This is a genomic window from Pseudovibrio sp. Ad13 (assembly GCF_001623225.1).
GTDB lineage: Bacteria > Pseudomonadota > Alphaproteobacteria > Rhizobiales > Stappiaceae > Pseudovibrio.
Window position 1 is genome coordinate 240222 of the sequence record NZ_LMCC01000004.1, and the last position, 23330, is coordinate 263551.

The 23330-nt window shown below is 49.8% G+C and carries 28 protein-coding genes; 19 read left to right on the forward strand and 9 right to left on the reverse strand.

All coding sequences use genetic code 11. The features are described 5' to 3' along the window. Positions 1–21 precede the first annotated feature (21 nt). The 5 genes from PsAD13_RS05890 to PsAD13_RS05905 all read left to right on the forward strand — a co-directional run bounded on the left by PsAD13_RS05890 (position 22) and on the right by PsAD13_RS05905 (position 3174). Positions 22–291, forward strand: coding sequence for a hypothetical protein (locus PsAD13_RS05890; protein WP_057462859.1), 270 nt, complete (start codon positions 22–24; stop codon positions 289–291). Next, complete coding sequence (locus PsAD13_RS27750; RefSeq protein WP_159096913.1) at positions 291–458, forward strand: hypothetical protein; 168 nt, start codon at positions 291–293, stop codon at positions 456–458. Before PsAD13_RS05890 ends, PsAD13_RS27750 begins: the two co-directional genes overlap by 1 nt. After that, positions 455–1522: a Rieske 2Fe-2S domain-containing protein gene (locus tag PsAD13_RS05895; protein ID WP_063305582.1), complete on the forward strand. Its 1068-nt coding sequence runs from the start codon at positions 455–457 to the stop codon at positions 1520–1522. Before PsAD13_RS27750 ends, PsAD13_RS05895 begins: the two co-directional genes overlap by 4 nt. Next, a complete protein-coding gene (locus tag PsAD13_RS05900; protein WP_063286805.1) occupies positions 1522–2292 on the forward strand; it encodes a hypothetical protein in 771 nt (256 codons plus the stop codon). The genes PsAD13_RS05895 and PsAD13_RS05900 overlap by 1 nt, the downstream gene beginning before the upstream one ends. A gap of 222 nt (positions 2293–2514) precedes the next feature. Then, on the forward strand, positions 2515–3174 hold the full coding sequence (locus PsAD13_RS05905) for a glutathione S-transferase family protein (protein WP_057462856.1): 660 nt from the start codon (positions 2515–2517) through the stop codon (positions 3172–3174). A 69-nt stretch (positions 3175–3243) separates the two neighbouring features. Here the strand turns inward: PsAD13_RS05905 and PsAD13_RS05910 are convergent, their stop codons facing one another. After that, positions 3244–4026 carry a transporter substrate-binding domain-containing protein gene (locus PsAD13_RS05910; RefSeq protein WP_208986453.1) on the reverse strand — a complete coding sequence of 261 codons (783 nt, stop codon included), beginning with the start codon at positions 4024–4026 and terminating at the stop codon, positions 3244–3246. A gap of 244 nt (positions 4027–4270) precedes the next feature. Between PsAD13_RS05910 and PsAD13_RS05915 the strand changes: the two genes are divergently transcribed. Beyond that, positions 4271–5026 (forward strand): amino acid ABC transporter permease, encoded by a 756-nt coding sequence (locus PsAD13_RS05915; RefSeq protein ID WP_206599760.1) that lies wholly within the window; start codon positions 4271–4273, stop codon positions 5024–5026. Between the two features lie 15 nt (positions 5027–5041). On the opposite strand, the gene PsAD13_RS05920 is transcribed toward PsAD13_RS05915, so the two are convergent. Further along, positions 5042–5500 (reverse strand): NUDIX hydrolase, encoded by a 459-nt coding sequence (locus tag PsAD13_RS05920; protein ID WP_057462854.1) that lies wholly within the window; start codon positions 5498–5500, stop codon positions 5042–5044. A gap of 378 nt (positions 5501–5878) precedes the next feature. Between PsAD13_RS05920 and kynU the strand changes: the two genes are divergently transcribed. The 7 genes from kynU (at position 5879) to PsAD13_RS05955 (ending at position 12982) form a co-directional block, all read left to right on the forward strand. Continuing rightward, on the forward strand, positions 5879–7111 hold the full coding sequence (gene kynU / locus PsAD13_RS05925) for a kynureninase (RefSeq protein ID WP_063317546.1): 1233 nt from the start codon (positions 5879–5881) through the stop codon (positions 7109–7111). 2 nt (positions 7112–7113) lie between these two features. Beyond that, positions 7114–7956, forward strand: coding sequence for a tryptophan 2,3-dioxygenase (kynA, locus tag PsAD13_RS05930; RefSeq protein ID WP_063291383.1), 843 nt, complete (start codon positions 7114–7116; stop codon positions 7954–7956). A gap of 318 nt (positions 7957–8274) precedes the next feature. After that, complete coding sequence (locus PsAD13_RS05935) at positions 8275–9048, forward strand: ABC transporter ATP-binding protein (RefSeq protein ID WP_063317547.1); 774 nt, start codon at positions 8275–8277, stop codon at positions 9046–9048. Next, positions 9048–9818, forward strand: coding sequence for an ABC transporter ATP-binding protein (locus tag PsAD13_RS05940; RefSeq protein ID WP_244275112.1), 771 nt, complete (start codon positions 9048–9050; stop codon positions 9816–9818). Before PsAD13_RS05935 ends, PsAD13_RS05940 begins: the two co-directional genes overlap by 1 nt. Before the next feature lie 15 nt (positions 9819–9833). Then, positions 9834–10706 carry a branched-chain amino acid ABC transporter permease gene (locus PsAD13_RS05945; RefSeq protein WP_063317548.1) on the forward strand — a complete coding sequence of 291 codons (873 nt, stop codon included), beginning with the start codon at positions 9834–9836 and terminating at the stop codon, positions 10704–10706. A gap of 14 nt (positions 10707–10720) precedes the next feature. Then, positions 10721–11701, forward strand: a complete 981-nt coding sequence (locus PsAD13_RS05950; RefSeq protein ID WP_063291384.1) for a branched-chain amino acid ABC transporter permease — start codon at positions 10721–10723, stop codon at positions 11699–11701. An 81-nt stretch (positions 11702–11782) separates the two neighbouring features. Further along, the gene (locus PsAD13_RS05955; protein ID WP_063317549.1) at positions 11783–12982 is read left to right on the forward strand and encodes an ABC transporter substrate-binding protein; all 1200 of its coding nucleotides are present in this window, start codon (positions 11783–11785) and stop codon (positions 12980–12982) included. A gap of 69 nt (positions 12983–13051) precedes the next feature. On the opposite strand, the gene PsAD13_RS27225 is transcribed toward PsAD13_RS05955, so the two are convergent. Then, on the reverse strand, positions 13052–13219 hold the full coding sequence (locus PsAD13_RS27225; RefSeq protein ID WP_082596781.1) for a hemin uptake protein HemP: 168 nt from the start codon (positions 13217–13219) through the stop codon (positions 13052–13054). A 299-nt stretch (positions 13220–13518) separates the two neighbouring features. On the opposite strand from PsAD13_RS27225, the gene PsAD13_RS05960 reads away from it, so the two are divergent. The 5 genes from PsAD13_RS05960 to PsAD13_RS05980 are packed head-to-tail and all read left to right on the forward strand — an operon-like array spanning position 13519 to position 16758. Then, the gene (locus PsAD13_RS05960; protein WP_063317550.1) at positions 13519–13962 is read left to right on the forward strand and encodes a hypothetical protein; all 444 of its coding nucleotides are present in this window, start codon (positions 13519–13521) and stop codon (positions 13960–13962) included. A 42-nt stretch (positions 13963–14004) separates the two neighbouring features. Continuing rightward, on the forward strand, positions 14005–14739 hold the full coding sequence (locus tag PsAD13_RS05965; RefSeq protein WP_063300489.1) for a MotA/TolQ/ExbB proton channel family protein: 735 nt from the start codon (positions 14005–14007) through the stop codon (positions 14737–14739). Next, on the forward strand, positions 14729–15112 hold the full coding sequence (locus PsAD13_RS05970; RefSeq protein WP_063317551.1) for a biopolymer transporter ExbD: 384 nt from the start codon (positions 14729–14731) through the stop codon (positions 15110–15112). The genes PsAD13_RS05965 and PsAD13_RS05970 overlap by 11 nt, the downstream gene beginning before the upstream one ends. A gap of 33 nt (positions 15113–15145) precedes the next feature. Further along, on the forward strand, positions 15146–15532 hold the full coding sequence (locus PsAD13_RS05975) for a biopolymer transporter ExbD (RefSeq protein ID WP_063317552.1): 387 nt from the start codon (positions 15146–15148) through the stop codon (positions 15530–15532). Then, the gene (locus PsAD13_RS05980; protein ID WP_063317553.1) at positions 15529–16758 is read left to right on the forward strand and encodes a TonB family protein; all 1230 of its coding nucleotides are present in this window, start codon (positions 15529–15531) and stop codon (positions 16756–16758) included. The genes PsAD13_RS05975 and PsAD13_RS05980 overlap by 4 nt, the downstream gene beginning before the upstream one ends. Positions 16759–16811: 53 nt before the next feature. Here PsAD13_RS05980 and rirA read toward each other — a convergent pair whose 3' ends face one another. Continuing rightward, positions 16812–17282: an iron-responsive transcriptional regulator RirA gene (gene rirA, locus PsAD13_RS05985; protein WP_082596779.1), complete on the reverse strand. Its 471-nt coding sequence runs from the start codon at positions 17280–17282 to the stop codon at positions 16812–16814. A 286-nt stretch (positions 17283–17568) separates the two neighbouring features. On the opposite strand from rirA, the gene PsAD13_RS05990 reads away from it, so the two are divergent. Then, positions 17569–18243, forward strand: a complete 675-nt coding sequence (locus PsAD13_RS05990; RefSeq protein WP_063317554.1) for a GntR family transcriptional regulator — start codon at positions 17569–17571, stop codon at positions 18241–18243. Positions 18244–18321: 78 nt separating this feature from the next. On the opposite strand, the gene PsAD13_RS05995 is transcribed toward PsAD13_RS05990, so the two are convergent. From PsAD13_RS05995 to PsAD13_RS06015, 5 genes are all read right to left on the reverse strand, one after another. After that, entirely contained in the window at positions 18322–19902 is a 1581-nt protein-coding gene (locus PsAD13_RS05995) for a BCCT family transporter (protein ID WP_063317555.1), read from the reverse strand. Between the two features lie 17 nt (positions 19903–19919). Beyond that, on the reverse strand, positions 19920–21062 hold the full coding sequence (locus PsAD13_RS06000; RefSeq protein ID WP_057462840.1) for a mandelate racemase/muconate lactonizing enzyme family protein: 1143 nt from the start codon (positions 21060–21062) through the stop codon (positions 19920–19922). 52 nt (positions 21063–21114) lie between these two features. Further along, a complete protein-coding gene (locus tag PsAD13_RS06005) occupies positions 21115–22290 on the reverse strand; it encodes a UxaA family hydrolase (RefSeq protein WP_063317556.1) in 1176 nt (391 codons plus the stop codon). Continuing rightward, entirely contained in the window at positions 22290–22625 is a 336-nt protein-coding gene (locus PsAD13_RS06010; RefSeq protein WP_063286819.1) for an SAF domain-containing protein, read from the reverse strand. The genes PsAD13_RS06005 and PsAD13_RS06010 overlap by 1 nt, the downstream gene beginning before the upstream one ends. A 303-nt stretch (positions 22626–22928) precedes the next feature. Further along, the gene (locus PsAD13_RS06015; protein WP_063317557.1) at positions 22929–23306 is read right to left on the reverse strand and encodes a nuclear transport factor 2 family protein; all 378 of its coding nucleotides are present in this window, start codon (positions 23304–23306) and stop codon (positions 22929–22931) included. Positions 23307–23330 lie beyond the last annotated feature (24 nt).

Sequence of the window (23330 nt, forward strand, 5' to 3'; positions counted from 1 at the left end):
CAAAATCAGTAGGGTGCAGAAATGATTGTTGCTGAAGGTATTATTCTGATTGCACAAATTTACTGCGTGATTGGTCTTGTCGTCGCACTGGCCTTTATCAGTTTTGGCCTTGGACGCGTGGAACTTGCCGCACGTGGAGCTTTTCTTTTCCGCCTACAAATCATCCCGGGGCTGATCTTGCTTTGGCCAATAGTCATTGTGCGTTGGATTGCGCTGGAACGCTCCGGTGAAAAAATCTTGCTCGATAAAGAAGAAAAAGAACTCCACGAAGAGCAGGAGGCCAAGAAGTAATGCAACGTGCCTATAGAAAAGCCCACCGCACCATTTGGCTCATTCTGGCCATTCTCATTCCTCTCGTTTTGGGCCTAGCGCTTTTGATGCGTCCGACAGGAACGCACGAACAGCCGCCTGTTCCCCTTGACGACACAGCAAAGTCGGCTCTGGAGGCAAACCAGTGAGTGTTAAATATGTACCGGTAATCTGGAACCGTACAAAATTTGTCTATGATGCCGTCGTCTTGGCAACTGTTGGCGCATATCTGGGAATCTACATCTACATCGCGCCGATGTTCCAGACAGTCACAAGACCGATTGATTGGGATATCTACAAAGCTCAGGCATTTGGAACCTGTGTCTTCTTCCTACTCACATTTATTCTATGTATCGGGCCACTAGCTCGACTGGACAAGCGCTTCCTGCCGCTTCTTTATAACCGCCGTCACCTGGGCGTGATCACTTGCGTGCTGGCCTACTTCCATGTCGACAACATTCTTGGCTGGTACAATGCATTCTCGCCAATTAATCGTTACGTCTCGGTCTTCATTGTAAATACCAGCTTCGACCGCTTTCTGGGTTTTCCTTTCGAAATCCTTGGCGTCTTTGCCCTTCTGATCCTGACCATTCTCGCAGTTACAAGTCATGATTTCTGGCTCCATTTCCTAAAGCCTACGCTTTGGAAGACACTTCATATGGGGATCTATCTGGCTTATGCGCTGGTTGTTGCTCATGTTGCACTCGGTGCTTTGCAGAGTGCTGCCGGTCCTTTCATGACCACTGCAGTCGGTGCGTCTGTTGCGCTTGTCGCCACCTTACACTTGCTTGCTGCAAGAAAAGAGCATCTCTTTGATACGCAACAGAATACGATGGATGACAGCAGCACGTGGATGGATGCAGGTGATCCAAAAGATGTTCCTGATAAGCGGGCGAGAATTATTTCCATTACCGATGACGAGCGTGTCGCGATCTTCAGAAATGGCAAGAAACTCTCTGCGATCTCCAATGTTTGCGCCCACCAGAACGGACCTTTGGGAGAAGGTAAGATTGTCTATGGCTGTGTGACCTGCCCATGGCATGGCTATCAGTACCGTCTGGAAGATGGAAAATCTCCACCTCCATTTACAGAGAAAATTTCCACTTATCGGCTCAAATTGGAAAACGGTCGTTTGTGGCTGAACGTAGAGGCTCTGCCACCGGGAACGTATGTTGAACCTATTGTTTCTCCGATAATGGCGGAGGGAAGCTAATGGCCAAAAAGAAACCAGATCCCTTCTTTATCGGTTGGGCGAAAAAGCCACCAAAGAGCCTGCAAGGCTTCTTGTTCCTAATCTCTGCAATTCTCGTTGGCGCAGCAGCAGGCGTGGCGTTTGGTATTGGCTCGTCTGTTCCGGACCCGGGTGACGCTCGCTTTGCTTGGGGCGCTGGATATCAAACGTTTACAGGCTACGTAGATGCAAAACCTTACCCTCTACTCCGGCTTCCTGCAGGAGAAAATGGGCGTGACAAGCCACATGCCATGCTGATTTCTGGTATTGGCAAACGCGGCATGCAGCAACTTGCCGGCCCTTTGGATGGTCAGCCTGTTGATGCTGGCGGCATTTTGCTGAAGCGTGGTGATCTCGATATGTTGCAGGTCGGAGGTAAGGTCTCTCTTCGCGCTGCAGAAAATCCAGTCCAAAATTTTACACCAGCACCAGCAGAGCATTTAGGCAAATGGCGGTTAACTGGCGAGATCTGTGATGGCAAATGCTACAACGGCGCAATGCGTCCGGGTGTTGGCTTAGCCCACAAGGCCTGCGCAAATCTCTGCATCATTGGCGGTATCCCTCCCGTTTTTGTGACTTCTACCCCCCTTATGGGAAGTGAATTCTTCGTGTTGGCTGACGAGAATGGTGAGCCCTTGACTGCTGAGGTTGAAGATTGGGTTGCTCTACTGATTTCGTTGGAAGGTGAGGTCGAGCGCCGGGATGACCTGATGATCTTCAAGGTGAATCTGGACAGCGCTAAACAACTCTAGCTTATCGGAGACAGCACTTGCGGCGGCGAAGCAGTTTGCCGCCCAAAAACAGCGTATCCAAAGGTTGAAGTGGCGTAACAATTCATAGACTGCTAAAAAACACCATGTTTGCAGTGCAACACAAATTGTATTGCGTCCTCCTTCCTAGGCGCTCTTGTTTGCCGCATGTTCCCAAGCGTGCGCACAAAGCAGCGCCGCCGCTAAGCACAATCTGGTGATCCAATGATACAATTTTATGCCTACCCAGAATCCGTATTCTGCGCGAAAGTTCGAATTGCTTTGGATATGAAAGATCTGGATTACGCCGAGCTACCGCCCCCAGATGGATATGGATCAGCAGCCTATAAGAAGATCGTTCCGGCGGGTTCAATTCCCGGCCTAAAGGATGGTGAAGCTGCTCTGTCAGATTCAAACGCGATCCTTGAGTATCTTGAGGAAACCGCACCGTCTCCAGCGCTAATGCCAGAACACCCTATCGAGCGCGCTAAAGTCAGGGCACTGATGGGTCTGCACGACACGCGGATTGAACCATCTGTTCGCGCATTTTATGCCCCAATCAAAGCCGGAAAGCCGCCGAGGGATGAAGTCTACAAGCAGTTGATCAATGACATGAGTGTTGCGTTCGAACGTTTGGAGGACATGATTGAGGCTGAGCCGTATGCGATTGGCCATCATGTTACTTTGGTTGATGTAGCCTTTGCCACAACGTTTTCTCAGGCTCAGCAGCTTGCTGGTATGTTTGGTGGGGAGCTAATGCTGAAGCCTAAATGCCAACATTGGTGGCAAGCTATGCAATCTCTCTCTCATGCTGCAACGTCAATCGATATAAACCGCAAAGCGATGCAGGATTGGGTCGCGAAGTTTATTCAGGTAGACGCATAAGCGTGCAGTGAACCCAAAAGAAAAGGTGCCCCAATTTGAGGCGCCTTTCTTATGCTTTATGAGCAGTTTTTACTGCGCCAAGCCCCATTTCTGAGCTGTCGCAGCAAGGAAACCATTCATTTTTTTAATCTTGATCCAGTTGTTGATGTAGTTGATCCAAACCTGATCAGTCTGCGGCATCAACATAGCGATCGGGGTCGGGTTTCTGCTTTCAGAAACTGGCACGTTGGTGATCTGCTTGAACTTCGCTTTCAGCGTAGCACCTTCAATGTTGGAGGTGATGAAAACATCAGCGCGGCCTGACAGCACTTCCTGATAGCCACGAGCAGGTGCCTCAACAACTTTGATAGTTGCATTCGGGAACCATTCCTTGCTCAGCTTCTCAAAAGTAGTGCCAAGCGTGGTTGCGACCGTCACGTCTTTCTGGTTGATGCTGTCCCAGCTGTTGAACTCTCCAACTTTGCTGCTGGTCGTATACGGCAGGATCTCAACGGAAATATAGCTTTCGGAGTAACCAGCTACTTTCATGCGGCTTGGGGAGATTGAAGCAGAGCCAGTCAGGTTATACTTACCTGCAACGATACCATTCACCAAGGTTTTCCAATCGGTTGGAATAAAGGTGAGCTTCACACCAAGGTCGGTTGCAAGCTCGTTCATGATGTCGATGTCATACCCTTTATAACCATTGCTGGCAGGATCACGAACAGACATTGGGTTCCAGTCTCCGGTTGTACCAACCCTCAGTTCACCGGAATCCAAAATTTCGTTAAGCGCGGATTGTGCAAATGCAGAGCCGGAGAACAACGTGCCCGCGGCGAAAAATACAGTAAGAAATGAACGTAGCATCTTCATGAGAGTTCCTTGAAACGCAGTTGGAATCTGGCCCAATGCAAACCTAGCCATTTTAGCGATAACTACAATGCTGTTTTTGAGAGAAAACCGACTTCAATTAATTGTGTGCGATAAGTCTCTATAAGATTTGTATAAGAGCGCACGACACTCTAGGTTTTGTGTCCGGCAATCTATCTGTGTTGAGGCAGATACATGAGCTGCTTACGTGTTTTGCTTCCGTTGGCAGCCTTCTTAAATTTGGAAGGTGGATACCTTGAAATTCCGAAATGCAGCAGTGCTCGTCGCATTGGCATTCGTTTTGGCGGGCTGCACTGGTGACCAGTGGGGCTGGTATGTAGTCTCACCAGACACTGAGACAGGAAGAGTTAATCTCGGTTTCATGATCGCCGGGCTGCAAGAAACAGTCAGTGTCTCGCTCACAGCAATCGCAATCTCCATGTTCGTTGGCCTTATTGTCGCTCTGCCGGGGCTTTCAGATAATAAGTACGGAATTGCGTTCAACAGAACTTACGTTGAAGTGGTGCGCTCAGTGCCAAGTCTGGTGCTGATTTTTTGGGTTTATTACGGCTTGCCTGTTGTCGCGAATATCTCAATCAACGTGTTCTGGGCAGGTGTACTGGCTCTTGCCCTGTCAGACAGCGCGTTTCAGGCTGAAATTTTCAGAGCAGGCATACAGTCAGTCGATAAAGGACAGGTCGAAGCGGGTCGCTCTCTTGGGCTGAGTTATTTTCAGCGTCTTCGCTTTATCATTCTTCCGCTTGCAATCCGCCGTATGCTGCCACCGCTTGGAAACCAACTGGTCTATATGCTGAAAATGTCGAGTTTGGTGTCCGTGATTGGCCTGCAAGACCTGACAAGGCGTGCAAATGAGCTGGTCGTCACAGAATATCGACCACTCGAAATCTACAGCGTCCTTGTGCTGGAGTATCTAGTTTTGATCCTGATTGTCTCGCAAGGTGTTCGTTGGCTGGAGCGTCGTTTTAAGGCGGAGCATGCCTAGAGAACAGGCTGTTACCTAGCTTTTCACTGGTGACCAGTTGGCCAGCAAAGCCTTTAGTTCCGGCTCATCTACAGCATGAACAGCATCGCTTACGGAGAACCATTTCCGTGTGCGCTCGTCCTTTTCTGGCCAGTCCTCAAGCATCTCAGTCACTTCCAGCGGAAAAACCTTCACGCGGCAAGGGATCGGCTCTTTGGTGACCCGAAGCTTAGGGTAATGATAGATTCCAGCAGCTTGATCTGTCAGCTCACCTTTAATGCCAGCTTCTTCGAAGGCTTCTTGCTCTGCGGCTTCTCCACCACTGAGATCCTTCATTGGCCAGCCTTTAGGGAGAACCCAACGCTTGGTTTCGCGGGACGTAATCAGAAGAATTTGTAGCTTACCTTTTTTATTCTTTTTGAAAGGCAGTGCAGCAAACTGGCGTTTTGGTTCTGGCCAGACTTGTGCCTCTGTCTTTCTAAGGGCACTCTTCATGGGTTTCTTCCTTAACAGTGATCCGGCCTAGTTTCATTTTTGTTTGATCCAGATCTTCAGCCGTGAGCAGAGCTTTCCTTTGCTTGTGGTAGGAAGTTAGATCTGCTCCTAACTATCTAGTGTACTGCTTATATTTTTTCAGCGCTATTGCAAGATATCGCTGTGATTGCAGCCTGATTGAGCGAGATTTATTTCCTTTTCTACATATTTAGAATATTTGTTCTGAAATTTCCAGATAATACTTTTTACCTAGACTTCATGGCGAGACTGTTGCTAAAAATACTTTAAACTTGAAATATTAAAAAATGGAATCGCAGCTCGGTATTGCTTTGATGCCAAAAAGAGTGTGATCATAAAAACGATAATAGGGGGCTGATAGTGGAACTGGATGCAGTAAGCATTGAGCAAAGAGATGGAGCTGACTCGCTCGCTCATTTGCGCCAGCTTTTCTCAATTCCTGATGGGATTATCTATCTGGACGGAAACTCATTGGGGGCTCTTCCTAAGAATGTGTCTGCGGTATTAGCCAATGCAGTCGAAGAGCAGTGGGGCAAAAGCCTCATCAAAGGGTGGAACTGCCACGGCTGGATTGACCTGCCAAGCAAAGTCGGAAACCGGATTGCCAAGCTCGTTGGAGCTGATGACGGAACCTTGATCTGCGCGGACAGCACCTCGCTGAATGTCTTTAAAGTCCTCGCAACTGCCATCAAAATGCGCCCAGGCCGTAAAGTTATTCTCTCCGATACAGGAAACTTCCCGACTGACCTCTACATGGCGCAAGGTCTGAAAGAACTGACCGGTGGTGACATCGAGTTGCGTCTGGTTGCTCCGGAAGACGTTGAAGCCGCCCTCGATGATACTGTTGCAGTCATGATGCTCACAGAAGTGGATTACCGCACAGGTCGCAAGCACGACATGAAAGCATTGACTGAGAAAGCGCATTCTGTTGGTGCCTTGGCGATGTGGGATCTGTGCCACTCTGCAGGTGCTTTTCCGGTCCATCTGAAGGAAGCAAAAGCTGACTTTGCCGTTGGTTGCTCCTACAAGTATCTGAATGGCGGCCCCGGTGCTCCGGCATTTGTTTATGTAGCGCCACAACATCAGAGCCATTCTGGCAACCCACTAACGGGCTGGATGGGACACGATGCGCCGTTTGCTTTCGATCTGGGGTATACGCCATCTGCTAAGACAGACCAGATGCGCGTTGGTACGCCTCAGGTTCTTGCCATGACGGCTTTGGATGCATCTTTGGATGTGTTTGATGAGACTTCTTTGGAAGCGCTGCAGGCTAAATCCATTGAGTTGAGTGAGTTATTTATCACCGAAGTCAAACGTCGCTGCCCTAATCTGGCGCTTGCGTCACCAACGGATCCACTTAAGCGCGGTTCTCAAGTCTCGTTCCGTCATGAGCAAGGCTATGCAGTCATGCAAGCGCTCATTGATCGTGGAGTGATTGGGGACTTCCGTGCACCAAATATCATCCGCTTCGGGTTTGCTCCTCTGTACCTCTCTTTTGCTGAGGTCTTTAAAGCTGCTGAGATCCTTGAAGAAATTATTGCAGGAGATCTCTGGGACAAGCCGGAATACCACCAGAAGAGCAAGGTTACATAAGCATGGTTGAGAGTATTGATCGCAAATTAGAGCACCACGGGGCAGAACTCTCTTTCAAAGAAAACATGTCTTATGGCGATTACCTTCGTCTTTCCGATGTACTGGGTGCGCAAGCACCTCTAACTGAAGCCCATGATGAACTGCTGTTTATCATTCAGCATCAAACAGCGGAACTTTGGATGAAGCTGGCGATCCGTGAGATGTCGGAGGCTTGCACTGCTTTGGCAGAGGATGAGTTTGCTGAGGTCTCAAAGCTGATGGCCCGCGTCAACAAGATCTTCGCGCAGCTCAACAGCGCGTGGGACATTCTGCGCACCATGACGCCAAGCGATTACACCACGTTCCGCGATAGCCTCGGCAAGTCATCTGGATTCCAAAGCTACCAATACCGTGCCATCGAATTTGTGGTTGGTAATAAAAATCCGGCCCTGATGAAACCACATGAGCATATGCCAGAAGTATCAGCATGGCTTCGTCAGATTTATGAGGCACCGGGCATCTATGATCAGATGGTGCGTGCTTTGGCGCGTGCAGGCTTCGAAATCTCCGATGCAGTACTCAACCGGGACGTCACTAAGCCATATACAACTGATGCGTCAGTTCAGAAGGCTTGGGAAATAATATATCGCAATCCACGTGATAATTGGCATTTCTACGATCTCGCGGAGAAGTTAATCGACTTTGAGGACTTTTTTCGTCGGTGGCGATTCAATCACCTTACAACCGTAGAGCGTATTATTGGAAGCAAAATGGGCACTGGAGGCACTTCAGGGGCACCGTACCTGAAAAAAATGTTGGATACTGTGCTGTTTCCAGAACTTTGGCAGGTGCGCAGTGATCTGTAAGATTGCTGCGAAAATTACTCAATTTATGAAATTATTTTGTTCTAAAATCTCTTCAAACGGCGCATATAAGTGGAATTATCTATATGTTTCAGGCAATATATGCGCAGTCGAAGCTGTTTCCTCGCAACTTATGGGAAGGTTGTTAGGAGGTAGAATCTGGAAAGTTTCACTCAACTTGTCCAGATAGAACCACAATAATCGAGTGATTAGGCTGCAAATGGCGCGGACTTCTGCCTTGAAATAATATGCTACTAAGGGCATTAGGTAGGTGCTTGACAACAATAAAACGCCAGTCCTTTGCAGTCTGGGGGGATAATAATGCTGGAAATCGAACAGCTGTCGAAGCAATTCGGCGGGTTTAGAGCCGTCAATAATTGCTCATTTTCGGTTCAAAAGGGCACAATCACAGGTTTAGTCGGTCCAAATGGAGCTGGTAAAACCACAACGTTTAATCTGATTGCCGGGGCCCTTCAGCCAACTGCTGGAAAAATCAAATTTTTGGGAGAAGATGTAACGCGCCTCAGCTCTGATCAGCTGTTTCATAAAGGCTTGGTACGTACATTTCAGATCCCGCATGAGTTTCATCGTCTGTCAGCTCTCGAAAACCTCATGTTGGTTCCGCCCTCTCAAAAGGGTGAAAGCTTATTCCAGAACTGGCTCAGCTTTGGCAGCGTGAAGAAGCAAGAAGAAGAAGTACGCCAGAAAGCTTTAGAGACACTGGAGTTTCTGGAACTGTCTCATGTTGTAAATGAGCGTGCAGGTAATCTGTCCGGTGGACAGAAAAAGCTTCTTGAGCTTGGCCGTACAATGATGACGGATGCAAAGCTTGTTCTGTTGGACGAGCCTGCCGCTGGTGTCAACAGAACATTACTACGCCGCCTTGAAGACAAAATCCAAATCCTGAACCAGGAACGTGGCTACACATTCGTTCTGATTGAGCACGATATGGAGATGATCGAGAAGCTCTGCGATCCGGTCATCTGTATGGCGGAAGGCTCGGTTCTGATTGAAGGTGATTTCCAGACCGTTCGTTCTGATGCGCGGGTGCTTGAAGCCTACCTCGGTGAAACGGTTGGGGAGGCTGCACTCTAATGACGTCTCAAGCAATTGCAGAGCAACCAATGTCAAAGAACTCCGTGCAACAAAAATACTCCGGCAAACCAATCCTCACCATGACAGGTGTTCGTGGCGGATATGGTGATGCAGACATCCTGCAGGGTGTCGACATGCAAGTGACCGAGCAGGAAATTGTTGTAATCGTTGGCCCGAATGGAGCTGGCAAATCGACTGCGATGAAGGCGATCTTTGGCCTTTTGAAGGTTCGCGACGGTTCTATTGTCGTCAACGGAACAGACATCGCGGGCTGGAAGCCAAACCGTATTGTTCAGCACGGTGTTTGTTACGTCCCTCAGGTCAACAACATCTTCCGTGAGATGACCATTCACGAAAACCTCGAAATGGGGGCCTTCCTACGGAAAGGTGACATTTCTGAAAGCTTGGAAAGGGTCTACACCCTGTTCCCTGATCTCAAAGAACGCCACAATGCGTTGGCTGGAAACCTGTCGGGCGGCCAGCGTCAAATGGTGGCAATGGGCCGTGCATTAATGCTCAACCCGTCATTGCTCTTGCTGGATGAGCCGACCGCTGGTCTCTCTCCAAAATACATGGAGCAGATTTTTGAGATCACCCGCAACCTGCGTGATGCAGGTCTTTCGATCTTGCTCGTAGAGCAGCACGCCAAGCAAGCATTGGCATTTGCTGACAAAGGCTACGTTCTTGCAGCTGGTAGCAACCGGCATGAAGGAACGGGGCAGGAGCTGCTCGCAGATCGTGAAGTCGCTGAAATGTTCCTCGGCGGGTAAATAAGGGAAAATCCAATGCCATTCATGGAATTCGTAAATTTTTACCTCATGCCGGGGATCGTACTGGGCTCAATTTACGCTCTGGGCGCAGTTGGTATCACGCTGGTATTCGGCATCTTGAGGTTTGCGCACCTTGCGCATGGTGACCTCGCAACGCTTGGCGCATTTGCGGCCCTCGGCGTGGTGACCATCTTCGGAGTAAGCCCTTGGGTTGCTCTTCCCGTTGCTATGGTTGTTTGTGCGTTTATGGCGATCGGCATCGACAAACTATTCTACGACTACCTCTCGGAGCGACCAAAGATCATCGTGGTGATGTCCTCACTAGGCATCGCGCTGATGTTGCGTGCTGTTGTTCAGGTGGTCTGGGGTGTTGATACCGAAACTTATACCCGTGGTATTGTCAGACCAGATGATTACTGGGGCATCCGCATTCGTGATCGTGAGATCTACACCATCATTGCTATGTTTGTGATCGTTGGCGTATTGTGGGCGTTCTTGCAGAAAACCAAGTGGGGCAAGGCCATGCGTGCCATGTCCGACAACCCGGATCTTGCGCTGCTTTCCGGCGTTGATAACCGTAAGATCACAATGTTGACTTGGGGTATCGTCGGCATTCTGTGCGCCGCGTCTGGTTTCTTCCTTGGCATCAACACAGAACTGAAACCGCTCATGGGCTGGACAATGCTTTTGCCAATGTTCGCTGCTGCAATTCTTGGCGGCGTAGGGCGTGTAGAAGGTGCTGTGATCGGTGGCTTAATTGTTGGCATTGCTGAAGAAACATCTGTTCTGTTTATCCCGGGAGAGTACAAGGCCGCTATGGCGTTTGCGATCCTCCTGCTCATCCTTCTTGTGCGGCCAACCGGCTTGCTCAAGGGTAAAGTTCTGTAGGAGGGAGATGAACCATGGAACTCATCGGTCTGCTTAACTACGCGGTGTTCATGGCGATCTTTATCGGCATTTACTCCCTTCTGGCTCTCGGTCTTAACATTCAATGGGGCTTTTCCGGTCTCTTTAACGCAGGTATTGCGGGCTTCTTCGCTGTTGGAGCTTATTCATCCGCACTGCTCACAGCACCAGAATCCGCTGTCCATCTGGGGGGCTACCAACTGCCTGTTGTTGTCGGTTGGATCGGCGCGATGATCGCCGCTGGTGCAATTGCATGGCCAATCGGCAAGGTATGCTTGCGTTTCCGCTCTGATTATCTTGCAATCGCGACAATCGGCGTGGCGGAAATCATCCGTCTGGTCGTCAAGTCAGAAGGTTGGATGACAGGTGGCGCACGTGGTGTGAACAAGATCCCACGTCCATTTGGTGATCTGTCCTATCTGTATTCCCAGCTGGCTTATCTCGCTCTCGTCTTTGCCATCGTGCTCGTCGTGTACTGGGCTATCGAGCGTCAGATCTCTGCGCCTTGGGGCCGCATGATGCGCGGTATCCGTGACAACGAAGACGCGGCAACTGCGATGGGTAAGGATATTAAGGCTCGTCGTCTGGAAGCGTTCATCTTCGGTGCTGCTGTGATGGGACTTGGTGGAGCGCTGTTTGCTCACTTTAACCGGTCCATAACCCCAGAAGCCATTGATCCGATGATCGCCACATTCCTGATCTGGATTATGTTGATCCTCGGCGGCTCAGGTAACAACCGCGGAGCCCTTCTCGGCGTTGCTGTTGTCTGGATCATCTGGTCTGCGTCAGAGTTTGTAACGGATCAACTGCCAACAGAATACGCCATTAAAGCCAAATACATGCGCGTGTTCATCATTGGCTTGCTTCTGCAATTGGTCCTCCGGTTCAGACCGGAAGGAATCTTGCCGGAACCTCAGGGAACCGCTGGCAGTCCAGAAGTCAAAACCTTTCAAAAACAAGAAAGTGCAGCGAAGTAACGCCAGCACTCGTGGAAATCAATTTTAACGCCCTGGTCAATCCGGATAGTATTTGAAACAGGGCTCTTTGGAGGTGAACTGATGCTTAAGAAAATCGCATTGGCAGCAGGCTTGTTCAGCGCTACTGCACTTGCATCCAACGCTGTTCAGGCTGATGTAAAAATCGGTCTTCTGGGAGGCATTTCTGGCCCAATCGCGGCTATGGCTCCACCAATGCTGGACTCTGCAAAGCTGGCTATTCAGCAGGTGAACGATCAGGGCGGCATTCTGGATGGCCAGAAGCTTGAAGCTGTTGTGGGCGACAGTGCGTGTAACCCACAGAACGGCGTGGATTCCGCTACCAAGCTGGTAAACATTGAGCAGGTTGCAGGTCTTATCGGCCCACATTGCTCTGGTTCCGTTCTGGCTGTTGCAAACTCTGTGACTGTTCCAGCTGGCATCACGCTGATCACGCCATCAGGGACTTCTCCTGAAATCACAGGTCTGGAAGACAAAGGTCAGGTATTCCGTACAGTACCTTCCGATGACTTCCAAGGCCGCTCACTCGCTCGTACACTGTTGAACCTTGGCACAAAGAAAGTTGCTGTTGCCTACCTCAACAACGACTACGGCAGTGGCCTTGCAAATGCTTTCAAAGTTGAATTTGAAGCAAATGGCGGTGAGATTGCTGGATATTCAGCGCACGAAGAAGGTAAGGCATCTTACCGTTCCAACCTTGCTGAATTGTCCCGTGGTGGTGCAGATACGCTTGTAATCTTCGATTACGGTGATGGCACTGGCCTGACCATCCTGCGTCAGGCGCTGGAAAACGGCTTCTTCAACAACTTCGTTGGCGGCGATGGCATGAAGTCAGATGCAATCATCCGTGAGCTCGGTGCTGAAAACCTGACAACCTTCATCGCATCCTCTCCAGTTGGTGAAGCGTCCAACAGCCTAGAACTGTTCAACAAAGCTTACATAGCAGTTGGCGGCAACCCGGATGCGATTTTCGCGTCAAACTCTTACGACGCCGCATTCCTGATGGCTCTGGCTCTGGAAAAAGCTGGTGGCGATGCCACAAAGGTTTCTGAGGCGATGGCTGCTGTGTCCGACGGACAGGGTGAAGCTATTCTTCCTGGTGAATGGAAGAAAGCAGTTGAGCTGATCGCAGCTGGCAAAGACATCGATTACAAGGGCGCATCTGGCGATCTGAACTTCGACAATGCTGGTGACGTTCCTGGTTCCTACGGCCTGTTCAAGGTCGAGGGCGATGCATTCGCACTGCAGCAGGCTCTGAACTAAGGTTCAGAACAGTCAAAATTAGGAGAAAGCCGGCCTCATCTCAGGCCGGCTTTTTTCATGGCAAATTCTTCACTTAGTAAGAATCAACTTGCCAAGTTTTGTGATCGACAATCGGTAGTTATCCTCGCGATGGGAGATTGTGATCTCGCGCTCATCGCCAAAGAGTGCCTTGCTATCAACAGTGCGCTCATGTGGCTGACTTTGTGAGCTTTCCTGAGCTTTTTCCATATCAGTCATTCGCCTCAGCCTTTCCCCAATTTTGGCTAGCGTGGATGGTCGCGATACCCTCAAGAGCTAGGGGGACTCTATCGCGTTTATTTCTTGACTTTCATATTCATGTTTTATTACAAGTGCAATGCCTACTCAATAATTGCTGGAGATCGCGTCCTCCGGCAAACCGTCCTGGAGTAGGATTTGTATCGATGCGCAAGCCAGCTGTTACTCTCTCCCTCAACAGCCAGCCAGCCCACGATATCCTTGATATCTGCGACTGATTTGCATTTGCAACTAAGTTTTAATTTTTGGGTTGGGGTCCTATGAATAAGTTGGTTAAGCTGTTTTCACTTGCTCTTGCTGCCTTGTGGATAACGCAAATAACTGCTGCTGAAGCAGCAAGCACGACAAGAGAACCAGTGATCGCTCTCCAGTTGAATAAAGCTGAGACCACTCAGAACGGGTGTCGTGTAAGCCTTCTTGTTCGCAATCACCTTAAAGATGAGATCATTCAACTGGCGCTGGACTTGGTAGTCTTTGATAGTACAGGTGGAATTGCTGATTTTCTGAGCATGAAGACAGGTCGTCTTCCTTCCGGAAAGACGCGAGTTCAGCAGTATGATCTCCCATCCAGCAGTTGTGCAGACATCTCGTCATTGCTCATCAATGATGTCAGCCAGTGTGAGGGAGCTGAAAATGTATCTCCGGCTAGCTGCTTAGACTCATTGAATGTATCCTCTCGCGCTGCGATAGAACTAACACTCTGAACCGCTGCAGAACCGAATTAGAAAAATAACGAGATTTCCAGAATGAATGCCATGATTGAAAACCTGGGCCTGACCGCAGCAATGACACCTGTTATGGATCTGCTTGCAAAAGGTGGCGTGGTCGTTGGATTGCTGCTGGTTGTCAGCGTACTTGCTCTAACAATTGTCATCGCAAAACTCTGGCAGTTCTGGATTGCAGGCGTTGGTCGTCATCGCAAAGCCGAGCAGGCCGTGGCCTTTTGGCGCGTCGGCAAGCGTGATCAGGCCTACAGGATCGTGGTAACAGATCGCTCTCCGGTCTCCGATGTTCTGGCACATGCCATGCGTGGCCTTATGAAACCGCAGGTGCCTGAGAAAAGAGTCCGGGAAGATGTCGAGCGCGTTTGCTTCACGCATCTTGCAGATCTTCGTAGTTATTTACGGGCATTGGATATGATTGCCCAGATCGCTCCTCTACTCGGCCTGTTCGGAACAGTGCTTGGTATGATCGGGGCGTTTCAGGCTATGGCCGACGCTGGTTCGCAGGTTGATCCATCTACTCTGGCTGGTGGCATCTGGGTTGCGCTGCTGACAACAGCCGTTGGTCTGGCCGTTGCAATCCCAGCTTCTGTGATGTTGTCATTGTTCGAAGGCCGCATCGAACGTGAGCAGGGGGCAATGGAAAAGATCGTCACTGAACTCTTCACCGGGGCAGTCACCTCCATCGCTACTCAAACTGAAGAAGCGGAACAAGTTGGAACACAGCCGCGCTTTGAGGTCGTCCACGATGCGCCTTAGTGAGGCTCCAAAAAGAAGTCGTGCGCCTGGTCTCACATCTCTGATTGATGTGATCTTCCTTTTGTTGATGTTCTTTATGCTCGCTTCCACGTTCTCGATATACCAAAAGTTGGATGTGACATCGGGAACTGAGGGCGCAGGACAAATGGAACAGTCCCCAATCCTGCTGCAAGTTTTCGCAGAAGGACAGCTGTCGGTGAACGGTGACCGGGTGAAGGTTGAGGCGTTGATTGTGGCGCTCGACAATGCAGGTATCGAAAAAGTACGACCTGTGGCGATCATTCCTGCCAAGGATTCCACTGTGCAGGATGTCGTGAGTGCGCTTGAGATGCTTAAAACAGCAGGCTGGTCAGCGACGATCGTTGGCAATTGAATTCAGAATATTGCGAAATAAGAAGTTTAAAGAATGCGTCTGAAGACAAAACCACAAAAGAGGACATTTGAGAACACGATCCCATTGATCAATATCGTGTTCCTGATGCTCATCTTCTTCCTCTTTGCAGGTTCAATTGATAGAGACGATGCAAAAAACGTGAGCCCTGCAGAAACGCAGGAGCAATCTGGTCGCGAGCTTATTGCCGGAGCGCTGATTATCGCTCCTGATGGATCGATAACCCAAAACGAACAGCCAGTTCTTGTTGAGGATCTGATACCGCTAGACGGCAATAATGATCCTCTGATGGTTGTTGCTGACAAGGCACTGTCTGGCCAGGCACTTGCCAGAACCCTTGCAGTGCTGAAGAAGCAAGGGTTCTCCGATATTACGTTGGTCACCGTAAGGGCTGCCCAATGAAGAAGGGAGTTCGCAGGAAAATCGGCGGTTCAGCCCTCACGGCCGCCTTACTCGTGTCGGTCAGCGTTCACGCAGCTGGGTTTGCTTGGTTCTATACGCGGGCCCCTGAAGTTCAGATTGCCTCAACACGGTCAACGTCTCTTTCTGTCGTCGGGTCGATTGAGGATCTTATTGCAGGCTCTAAGGAAGTTGTTGAACCGATTGAGCCGGACCAGCCAGATGAAATTGAGCCTCGTGAGATTGAAGCTCCGATAGAGCAAGTCAAAGAGATTGAGTCTGTTGAGCCCATTGAGCTGGTTAAAGCAGAGATCACACCAATCAAACCGATTGCAACGCAGGCTGTGAAACCAATACCAGTGCCTGTTGCTGAAGGTGTTACCATCAAGGCTGAGATTAAGCCGCTGAAACTTGAGCTTCAGCCCGAACAAATCAAACCTGCTGAGGTGCAGGAGATTAAGCCCGTTGAAGTTGCAAAAGTTCTGCCTGTTAAACAGCAAGAACCAGTAGAGCCGACTAATGACGTTGATCTTGTAAAGCTGAAAGAGCCACAAGAAGCAGTTAAACCGGAAGAAGCTAAATCAGCTCAACCAGAAAAACTGGAATTGGTACAACAGGAAACACCTGAAGAGTCGAAGCCGGTAGAAAAGAAGACAGCTGAACCCGTTGACGAAAAGAAAGAGCTTGAGGCAAAGCCTGTTGAGATTGAAGTTGCCGCTGTAACGGTTCCTGTCCCACGAGCAGCGCCGCCACGTCCCAAGCTACCGCAGAAAACTGCCAAGAAGGCTCCACCAAAAGCCAAGAAAGAGCCTGCCAAGAAAGCAGGTAACTCGGATGTTAATTCTGCTCGTGGCTCCAAGGTCGCCCGTAAAGGCTCCAACACCTCAAAGAATGGCAACAACATCGCTGGCTCCGGCGACAGTGCAGGCAATGCTGCGACGAGCAATTACTGGGGCAAGGTGCAAAAGAAGATCCAGCGTGCTGCGGATAGACGATACCCAAGACGTGAGAAGAATCGGAAGAAGTCAGGCATCGTCCGTGTGAGTTTTGTCGTGCACAAAGATGGGGCTGTAACGGGAATTAGGCTATCCCGTTCGAGTGGGAATAAGCGGTTTGATCAGGCCGCGCTGAAAGCCCTAAAGGCCGCTGCGCCATTCCCTGCATTTCCATCCTCGATGAGGAACAATACGGTCAGTAGAACAGCGCCGATAGTCTTCAAAGTACGATAACAAAAAAGGCAGCGAATGTTCGCTGCCTGATCATCTCGTCGCTGATGGCGCGCTTACTCAGCAGCAGCCATATTCTTTGGCAGAAGTGGGTCTTCAATCTGCAACAGGTGGCGAATGCTCGCACGGTTGTCAGCAAGATCTGCAATCGTGCACTTGTCGAGCACACCGAGGAATGCTTCCAGCGCTTCATGCAGAACAGAATTGAAGCCGCAGTGGTTGACGAGCGGGCAGTCCTGACGGCCACTGTCAAAGCACTCAGCAAGAAGGAATGACTCTTCAGTTGCACGTACCACCTGTCCTACACTGATTTGCTCAGCTGGACGTGGCAATACGATACCACCGTTACGCCCTCGGATGGTTTTCATCAGATCAGCGTCAACGAGCACCTTCATGATCTTGAAAAGGTGAGTTTCCGACATGGAAAACGAAGCCGCGATCTCAGCAACTTTGCTTGGCTTGCCAGGATTTGCCGCACAATACATCAGGGCACGTACAGCATAGTTGGTTTGTTGAGTGAGTCTCATAATATTAGCTATGCGTCTTCCGGTGTCTGTCGTCAATAAAAATATGCATCTCTAACTCAACAATAAACCATTCCCAGTTTAGAGTCATTAAAAACTTTGTCGGTGCTGGAAACAAACCCGACACCGTTCTTTTGCCAGTGCACGCGCAAAATATATCTAAATCCTGCTGATCCTACAATAATCACAGAGCAAATATCTAGCGTGAGAAACTCGTCATTTATTCAGCAAGCTAATGGTGATACAGCTCAAATATGAGAGTGAACACGACGGACGCAATTGAGTTCCAATGAAGATTTCAAAACAGAGCCTTGAGGAGCAAGCCGCAGATTTTCTGAGGCAGCAGATTTTGGCGGGTCATTATGTCTCAGGCGACAAGCTGACGGAAAGTACGCTTGCAAAAGGTCTGGAGCTTTCACGCACAACTGTGCGCATGGCGTTGAACACACTCTCGAGCGAAGGACTTGTCTCGCAAAAGCCTTATGCAGGGTGGAGCGTAACGACACTGACGGACCACGATATCTGGGAAATCTACCATCTTCGTGTCGCGCTGGAGAGCCAGGCTGCTCAAATGGCAGCTGAGACCATCACGCCGGAAAAGGCTGTTCGGCTGCGTAAGGAGCTGGAAGTCTTCAAGGAGATCTGCCGGCAAGATGGCGTCTCACTTACAGAAGTCACGTTCTATGATTTTGAGCTTCACAAGCTGATCATTGAACTGAGTGAGAGTGCACGCTTGGCGCACATGTACAAGAGCGTGATCAATCAGCTTTCAATCTATATTCGTATCACGCACTTTGACTTTGATATTGAAGACAGTGCGAACACTCATGTCGGTTTAGTGGAAGCCATTTGCTCTGGCGAGGCGGAAAAGGCTCGCAAGCTCGCTATTGAGAACATCAGTACCTTCACTGAAATGGGCCATAAGCTGAAACATGAACATGTTAAGCTGGCGACTGACGACTGATAGTGCTTGAAGATTTGAGATAGTCATAAAAAAAGGGCGGCCCGGAGGTCGCCCTTTTGCTTTGCCTGAGGAGGAAGCTTATTCCGCAGGAATAGCACCAGCTGCTTCGCGGGACTGCCGGAGAATATCTTCGCCACTTGTTAAAGCGAAGTCCTCACGCATCCACTTGATGAATCCGTAAACCATATAGCTGATGATAAACATCAGTGGGATAGAGGTTACGATGGCACATGTTTTGATGGTGTTCAGTGGGGCGTCAATGAACATCATCGCAAGTGGAACTGCAGCCAGCATCACACACCAGAACAGGCGCAGCATTGGAGATGGCTCTTCGTTCTCTTTCAGACCCTTTGTAGAAGCCGCTGCCATGGTGAAGGCTGCAGAGTCCAGAGTGGTTGCCAGGAAGAGAACGGAGACCAGCGCAAACAGAACGATGAAGATCGCGCTGAGTGGCAGGGTGTTCATGACCTGAACAATCGCCTGATTTCCTTCGCCGGAAGCTACAAGACCAGCAACATCAACAAGACCGGTTACGTTTGCTGACTGAGACAGACCACCAAGGATACCGAAGAAGAAGAAGCAACCAGCACTACCGCTCAGCAGCATGTTCGTGATGACGCCGCGGATACTACGACCCTTGGAGATTTTGGTCACGAAGATGGATACGAACGGAGTGTAGGTGATCCAGTAGAGCCAGTAAAAGATTGTCCAACCTTCTGGGAAGCCGCCATTGTCAACCGGATCAGTGTAAAGGCTCATGCGGATGAAATCCTGGATCATGATGCCAAGACCATTCACCGTAGACTTCGCAATGAACATTGTTGGGCCAACTAGGAACACAGCAATACAGAAGCCGATTGCCAGATATGTGTTCATTGAGCTGATACGCGCCATACCCTTCTGAATGCCCACATATGAACTCAGAGAGAAGAATGCGGAGATAATCAGTATCAGTACCAGATTCACATTGAAGGTTGGTTCAATACCGATCAGAGAAGACAGGATCTCAGAAACCATCGGCACAGACACACCAAGTGTGATGGAAAGTGCACCGAAGATGGTGAAGATGAAGATCACGTCAATCACACGGCTGATCAAGCGCCAAAGCGGAGTTATCGGCTTGTCACCGCGGATAGCAGTACACACAGCTGAGAGGCTGAGACCAGGGTTCTTGCGAACGTGGAAGTGGTAAGCAACTGGCAGAGAGACAATGCAGTAAGCTGCCCAGGCGCTGAAGCCCCAGTGGAACAGGTTGTAAGCAGTGCCCAGCTCGTAAGCCGCAGTCGTACCAGTCTGAACTCCTAGAGGAGGGGCGTTGAAGTAATATGCCCACTCAGTAAAGGCCCAGTATACTGTTGCAGAACCCAGACCTGCACAGATCATCATGGAAACCCATGCGAATGTGCTGTACTCAGGGCTGCCTTCACCCAGACGGATATTGCCGTATTTGCTTATACCAAGCGCAGCCAGAAAGATAACTGATCCAAACACAAGCAGCAGCACAGGCGTGCCGAAGATCGCATTGAATGTACCGAACAGGTAGTTGGCTATCTCGTTGCCCTTTTCAGGGAAGATTGTCAGGCCAGCAACAATGGCGATGACAAACCCCAGACTTATTGAAAGCAGTAAGGTGTCTAATCTTTTCCCAGTGTTAGACATTTGTTATTCCTCCATCTTCAAGCGTAAGCAGGTTGTGCATTCACTTGATATTTTTTGATTAGGTCTTCGTTCAGCTCGATCCCAAGGCCTGGGCGATCAGGAACAACAAGCTGCCCCTCAGCGAAGACCACTGGCTCTTTAGCCAGCCCGTTACCCGCAACAAGCGGACTATTGCTCTGGGAGTATTCCATCAGGTTTCCTTGCTCGCAGGAGGCAAGGAAATGCACAGATGCAGCAAGCAAAATGTCTGTGCTGAACCCATGAGGAATGAGTTGGACACCGCGCATCTGCGCCATGTCATAAATCTTGCGCATCTCGGTGATGCCACCACAACGCGTAATGTCTGGCTGAATGATGTCTGGTTCACAACGCTCCAGCATGTCGTGGAACTCGCGACATGTGGTCAGAGCTTCACCGCCAGCAATCTTCTGAGAAGCCTGAGCTCCAAGTTTCACATAGCCACGTTCGTCATCAGCCATGACAGGCTCCTCAATCCAGTGCAGATTGAAAGGTTCCAGACGCTTACACATATGCAAAGCATGAGAGGCAGTGCGCCATTTGGTGGCAAGGTCGATCTGTAACTGTATGTCTGGACCGATTGCTTCACGCACAACGCGTACAATCTCATAATCAGTGTCTGGATCATCACCCAGAATGCCGCCGCCAAATTTCAGGCTGGTGAAGCCCTTTGCGACCAGATCCTGTGCGATCTTGCGGTTGTCTTCTGGGTTATCTGCCGGGATGAAAGTGCCGTAAGCCGGAATCCGATCACGATACTTTGCTCCCAGCAGAATATGCAGTGGCACACCATAGTGCTTGGCGGAGATGTCCCACAGTGCAATATCGATAGCGCTCATGGCATGAATGCCAGCACCGCGACGACCAACATAGTTGCTGGACCAATACATCTTGTTCCATAAGCGGCTGATCTCAAGTGGATTTTCACCGATCAGCAGGGACTTCAGACCCGTGCAATACAAGTTGGACTGCGGTGCTTCAATGAGTGCTGCAATCACGGTTGGCGAGCTGTCTGACTCCCCAAGCCCCACCAGACCAGTGTCGGTGTGGATGCGTACGATCAGTGCATCTTCGCCCCACTCGCAATTTTGTGCGAGCAGCGGGACACGAAGATGGATGACCTCAACATCAGTGATCTTCATTTTATTCTCCCTGATGCGCCGGTCCTCAAAGAAGGCCTGCGCGTTGTTTTAATTATTCTGCGGGGATGGAAAGCAAACGCTCGACGCGCTGATCTTTCTGAATGAGTGAGCAGTAAGCGTAGCCAAAGTCTTCGATGGCGGTTTTCTCGCCATTGATCACGCCTTCGAGTGTTTTCAGGATTTGTTCGGAGACATTCTCAAGGCTGTCTTCACCGCGCATGATGCCGGTTGCATCAATGTCGATGTCTTCATTGATCAGTTGACTGTTGCCACTGACGCGGATGACTGGAACAATCGGATTATTGAAACCAGCCCCACCAGTGGTCCAAAGGATCACCTGACAGCCGAGTGCTGCAAAATGCATCGCTGAGCCACCACAAAGCATTGTCGTTTCAGACAAGTACATGCCTGGAGCCTCTGGCTTCTCCAACTTAGTCGCATTGATGCGCAAGATATCTTGAACTGGCTTGGAGCCTGTCTTTGCAAGAGCGCCGAGTGACTTTTCTTCGATGGTTGTCAGGCCGCCAATGCTGTTACCAACACTCATGGTTTCAACCTGAGTGCCCTCAACATGCCAGCGCTTTTCTTCATCGCTGATCAGCTGATCGATCTTCTCAGAGACTTCTAAGGTGACAGCCCGCTCTTTAAGAATATGCTCGCAGCCAAGCAGCTCCAGAAGCTCACCTGCCACGGCAGAAGCGCCCATATCAATCAGCTTGTCAGCAGCAAGACCAACACTTGGGTTAGAAGCAATGCCAGAGCTGGTGTCTGAGCCACCACATTTGATACCCACCAGCAGCTTGCTGATTGGAGCATCAACCTTCGGTGTTGCATTGGCGTGCTCAACGATCTTGGCAATCCGTTTCAACCCTTCGCGAATAGTCGAAACTGTTCCGCTTTCTTTAATGCAGGTGAGGGTCTCCACAGGACGCCCGGTTGCACGGATTGGCCCAGCCACAAGGTCAGGCGTAATGCTGCCACAACCCATATTGATCACCAGCGCCCCGGCGATGTTCGGGTTGGTCGCTGCGTTGATCATGGTGCCAATCATCTCTTCGTTGCCACCATACATGCAGGTATTGTAATTGGTGACGACAACAGTACCGGGCGTCTTCTCAGAGATCGCACGTGCGATGCCTTCCGCGCACTCATCGGCAGCAATAACCATGATGAGATTGCGGATGCCGACAGATTCATCTTCTCGCTGATAGCCTCTGAACGTCTGCATCAGTCCACCTCAATTTCCATTTGGGTGATGATTTCGTTGATCATCACCTCTGGAATATCCAGATTTAAGCTTCGAATGTTTTGAACGTGAGCAAGCTGGCCCTGAGGAACAGGTTTGATTGCTTTGCCGACTGCGACGCCGCCTTTAATCAGCTGGTCCTCTGGTTTCATGGGGCGAAGTGCGACTTTGTTGCCGAAGGGAATAGCTTGCAGAAGCTCCAGCTCTCCCAAGCTTTCGTTCTGTTCGGAGATCACCAGAACTGTCTCCCCCTTGCTGGCATTTTCCAGCAGGGTTGCAACATTGTCTGCAGCATTAAGGCGAAGTGCCTTGATCATAATGTACTCCGTCGATTGTCCTACAATCGACTATTGCATAAAATACACATCAAGTCTTGAGAAAAATCAATATTGTCTGACAATCGAGGTGGTGGGGGAATTAATTATTAAAATTCAGCGACTTGGCTTTGAAAAATTTCGGGTGCTGGGGGCTGATGAATGTTCTCAGCTAGGAAAAACTAAGTAAAATCCAGCAGAAATACGGGCTTTTTTACAAAAAAACACGGCGCAAAACCAAAAGCTTCACGCCGTGCCACCAAATGAGTCTCCCTGTTCTACCCAGGAAGGGATCAGCTATTTCTCCTAAAGTGGAGAAACGTCGACATAGACCTGATAGTCATAAATCAGAGTGTCATTGAGCTTCAAAACAGCTGAGAAAGGGATTTGGAGTGTGCTTTTGTCATGACGCGTATAATGCACCGCGCCCGTGCAAATGACTGTATCACCAACACTCCAGGCGTCTTTGAGTGTGTGTGACATAGCTGCGATGGATTGGAAAAAGGCTGCATTTGCATCGACAACCTGCTGGTAACCTGAAATCTCATCAAAATTCCCAAGTTGGAACCGTACGTCTTGTGCCAGAAAAGATCCAACAGCCTCAGCGTTCAAAGAGTCGACGGCTTGATAAAGCTTATTGGCAAAGTCGCGTGCATCTACGTGTGTCTTAGTGAGGGATGTCATTTTCTTTCCTATCGTTCTTTTAGG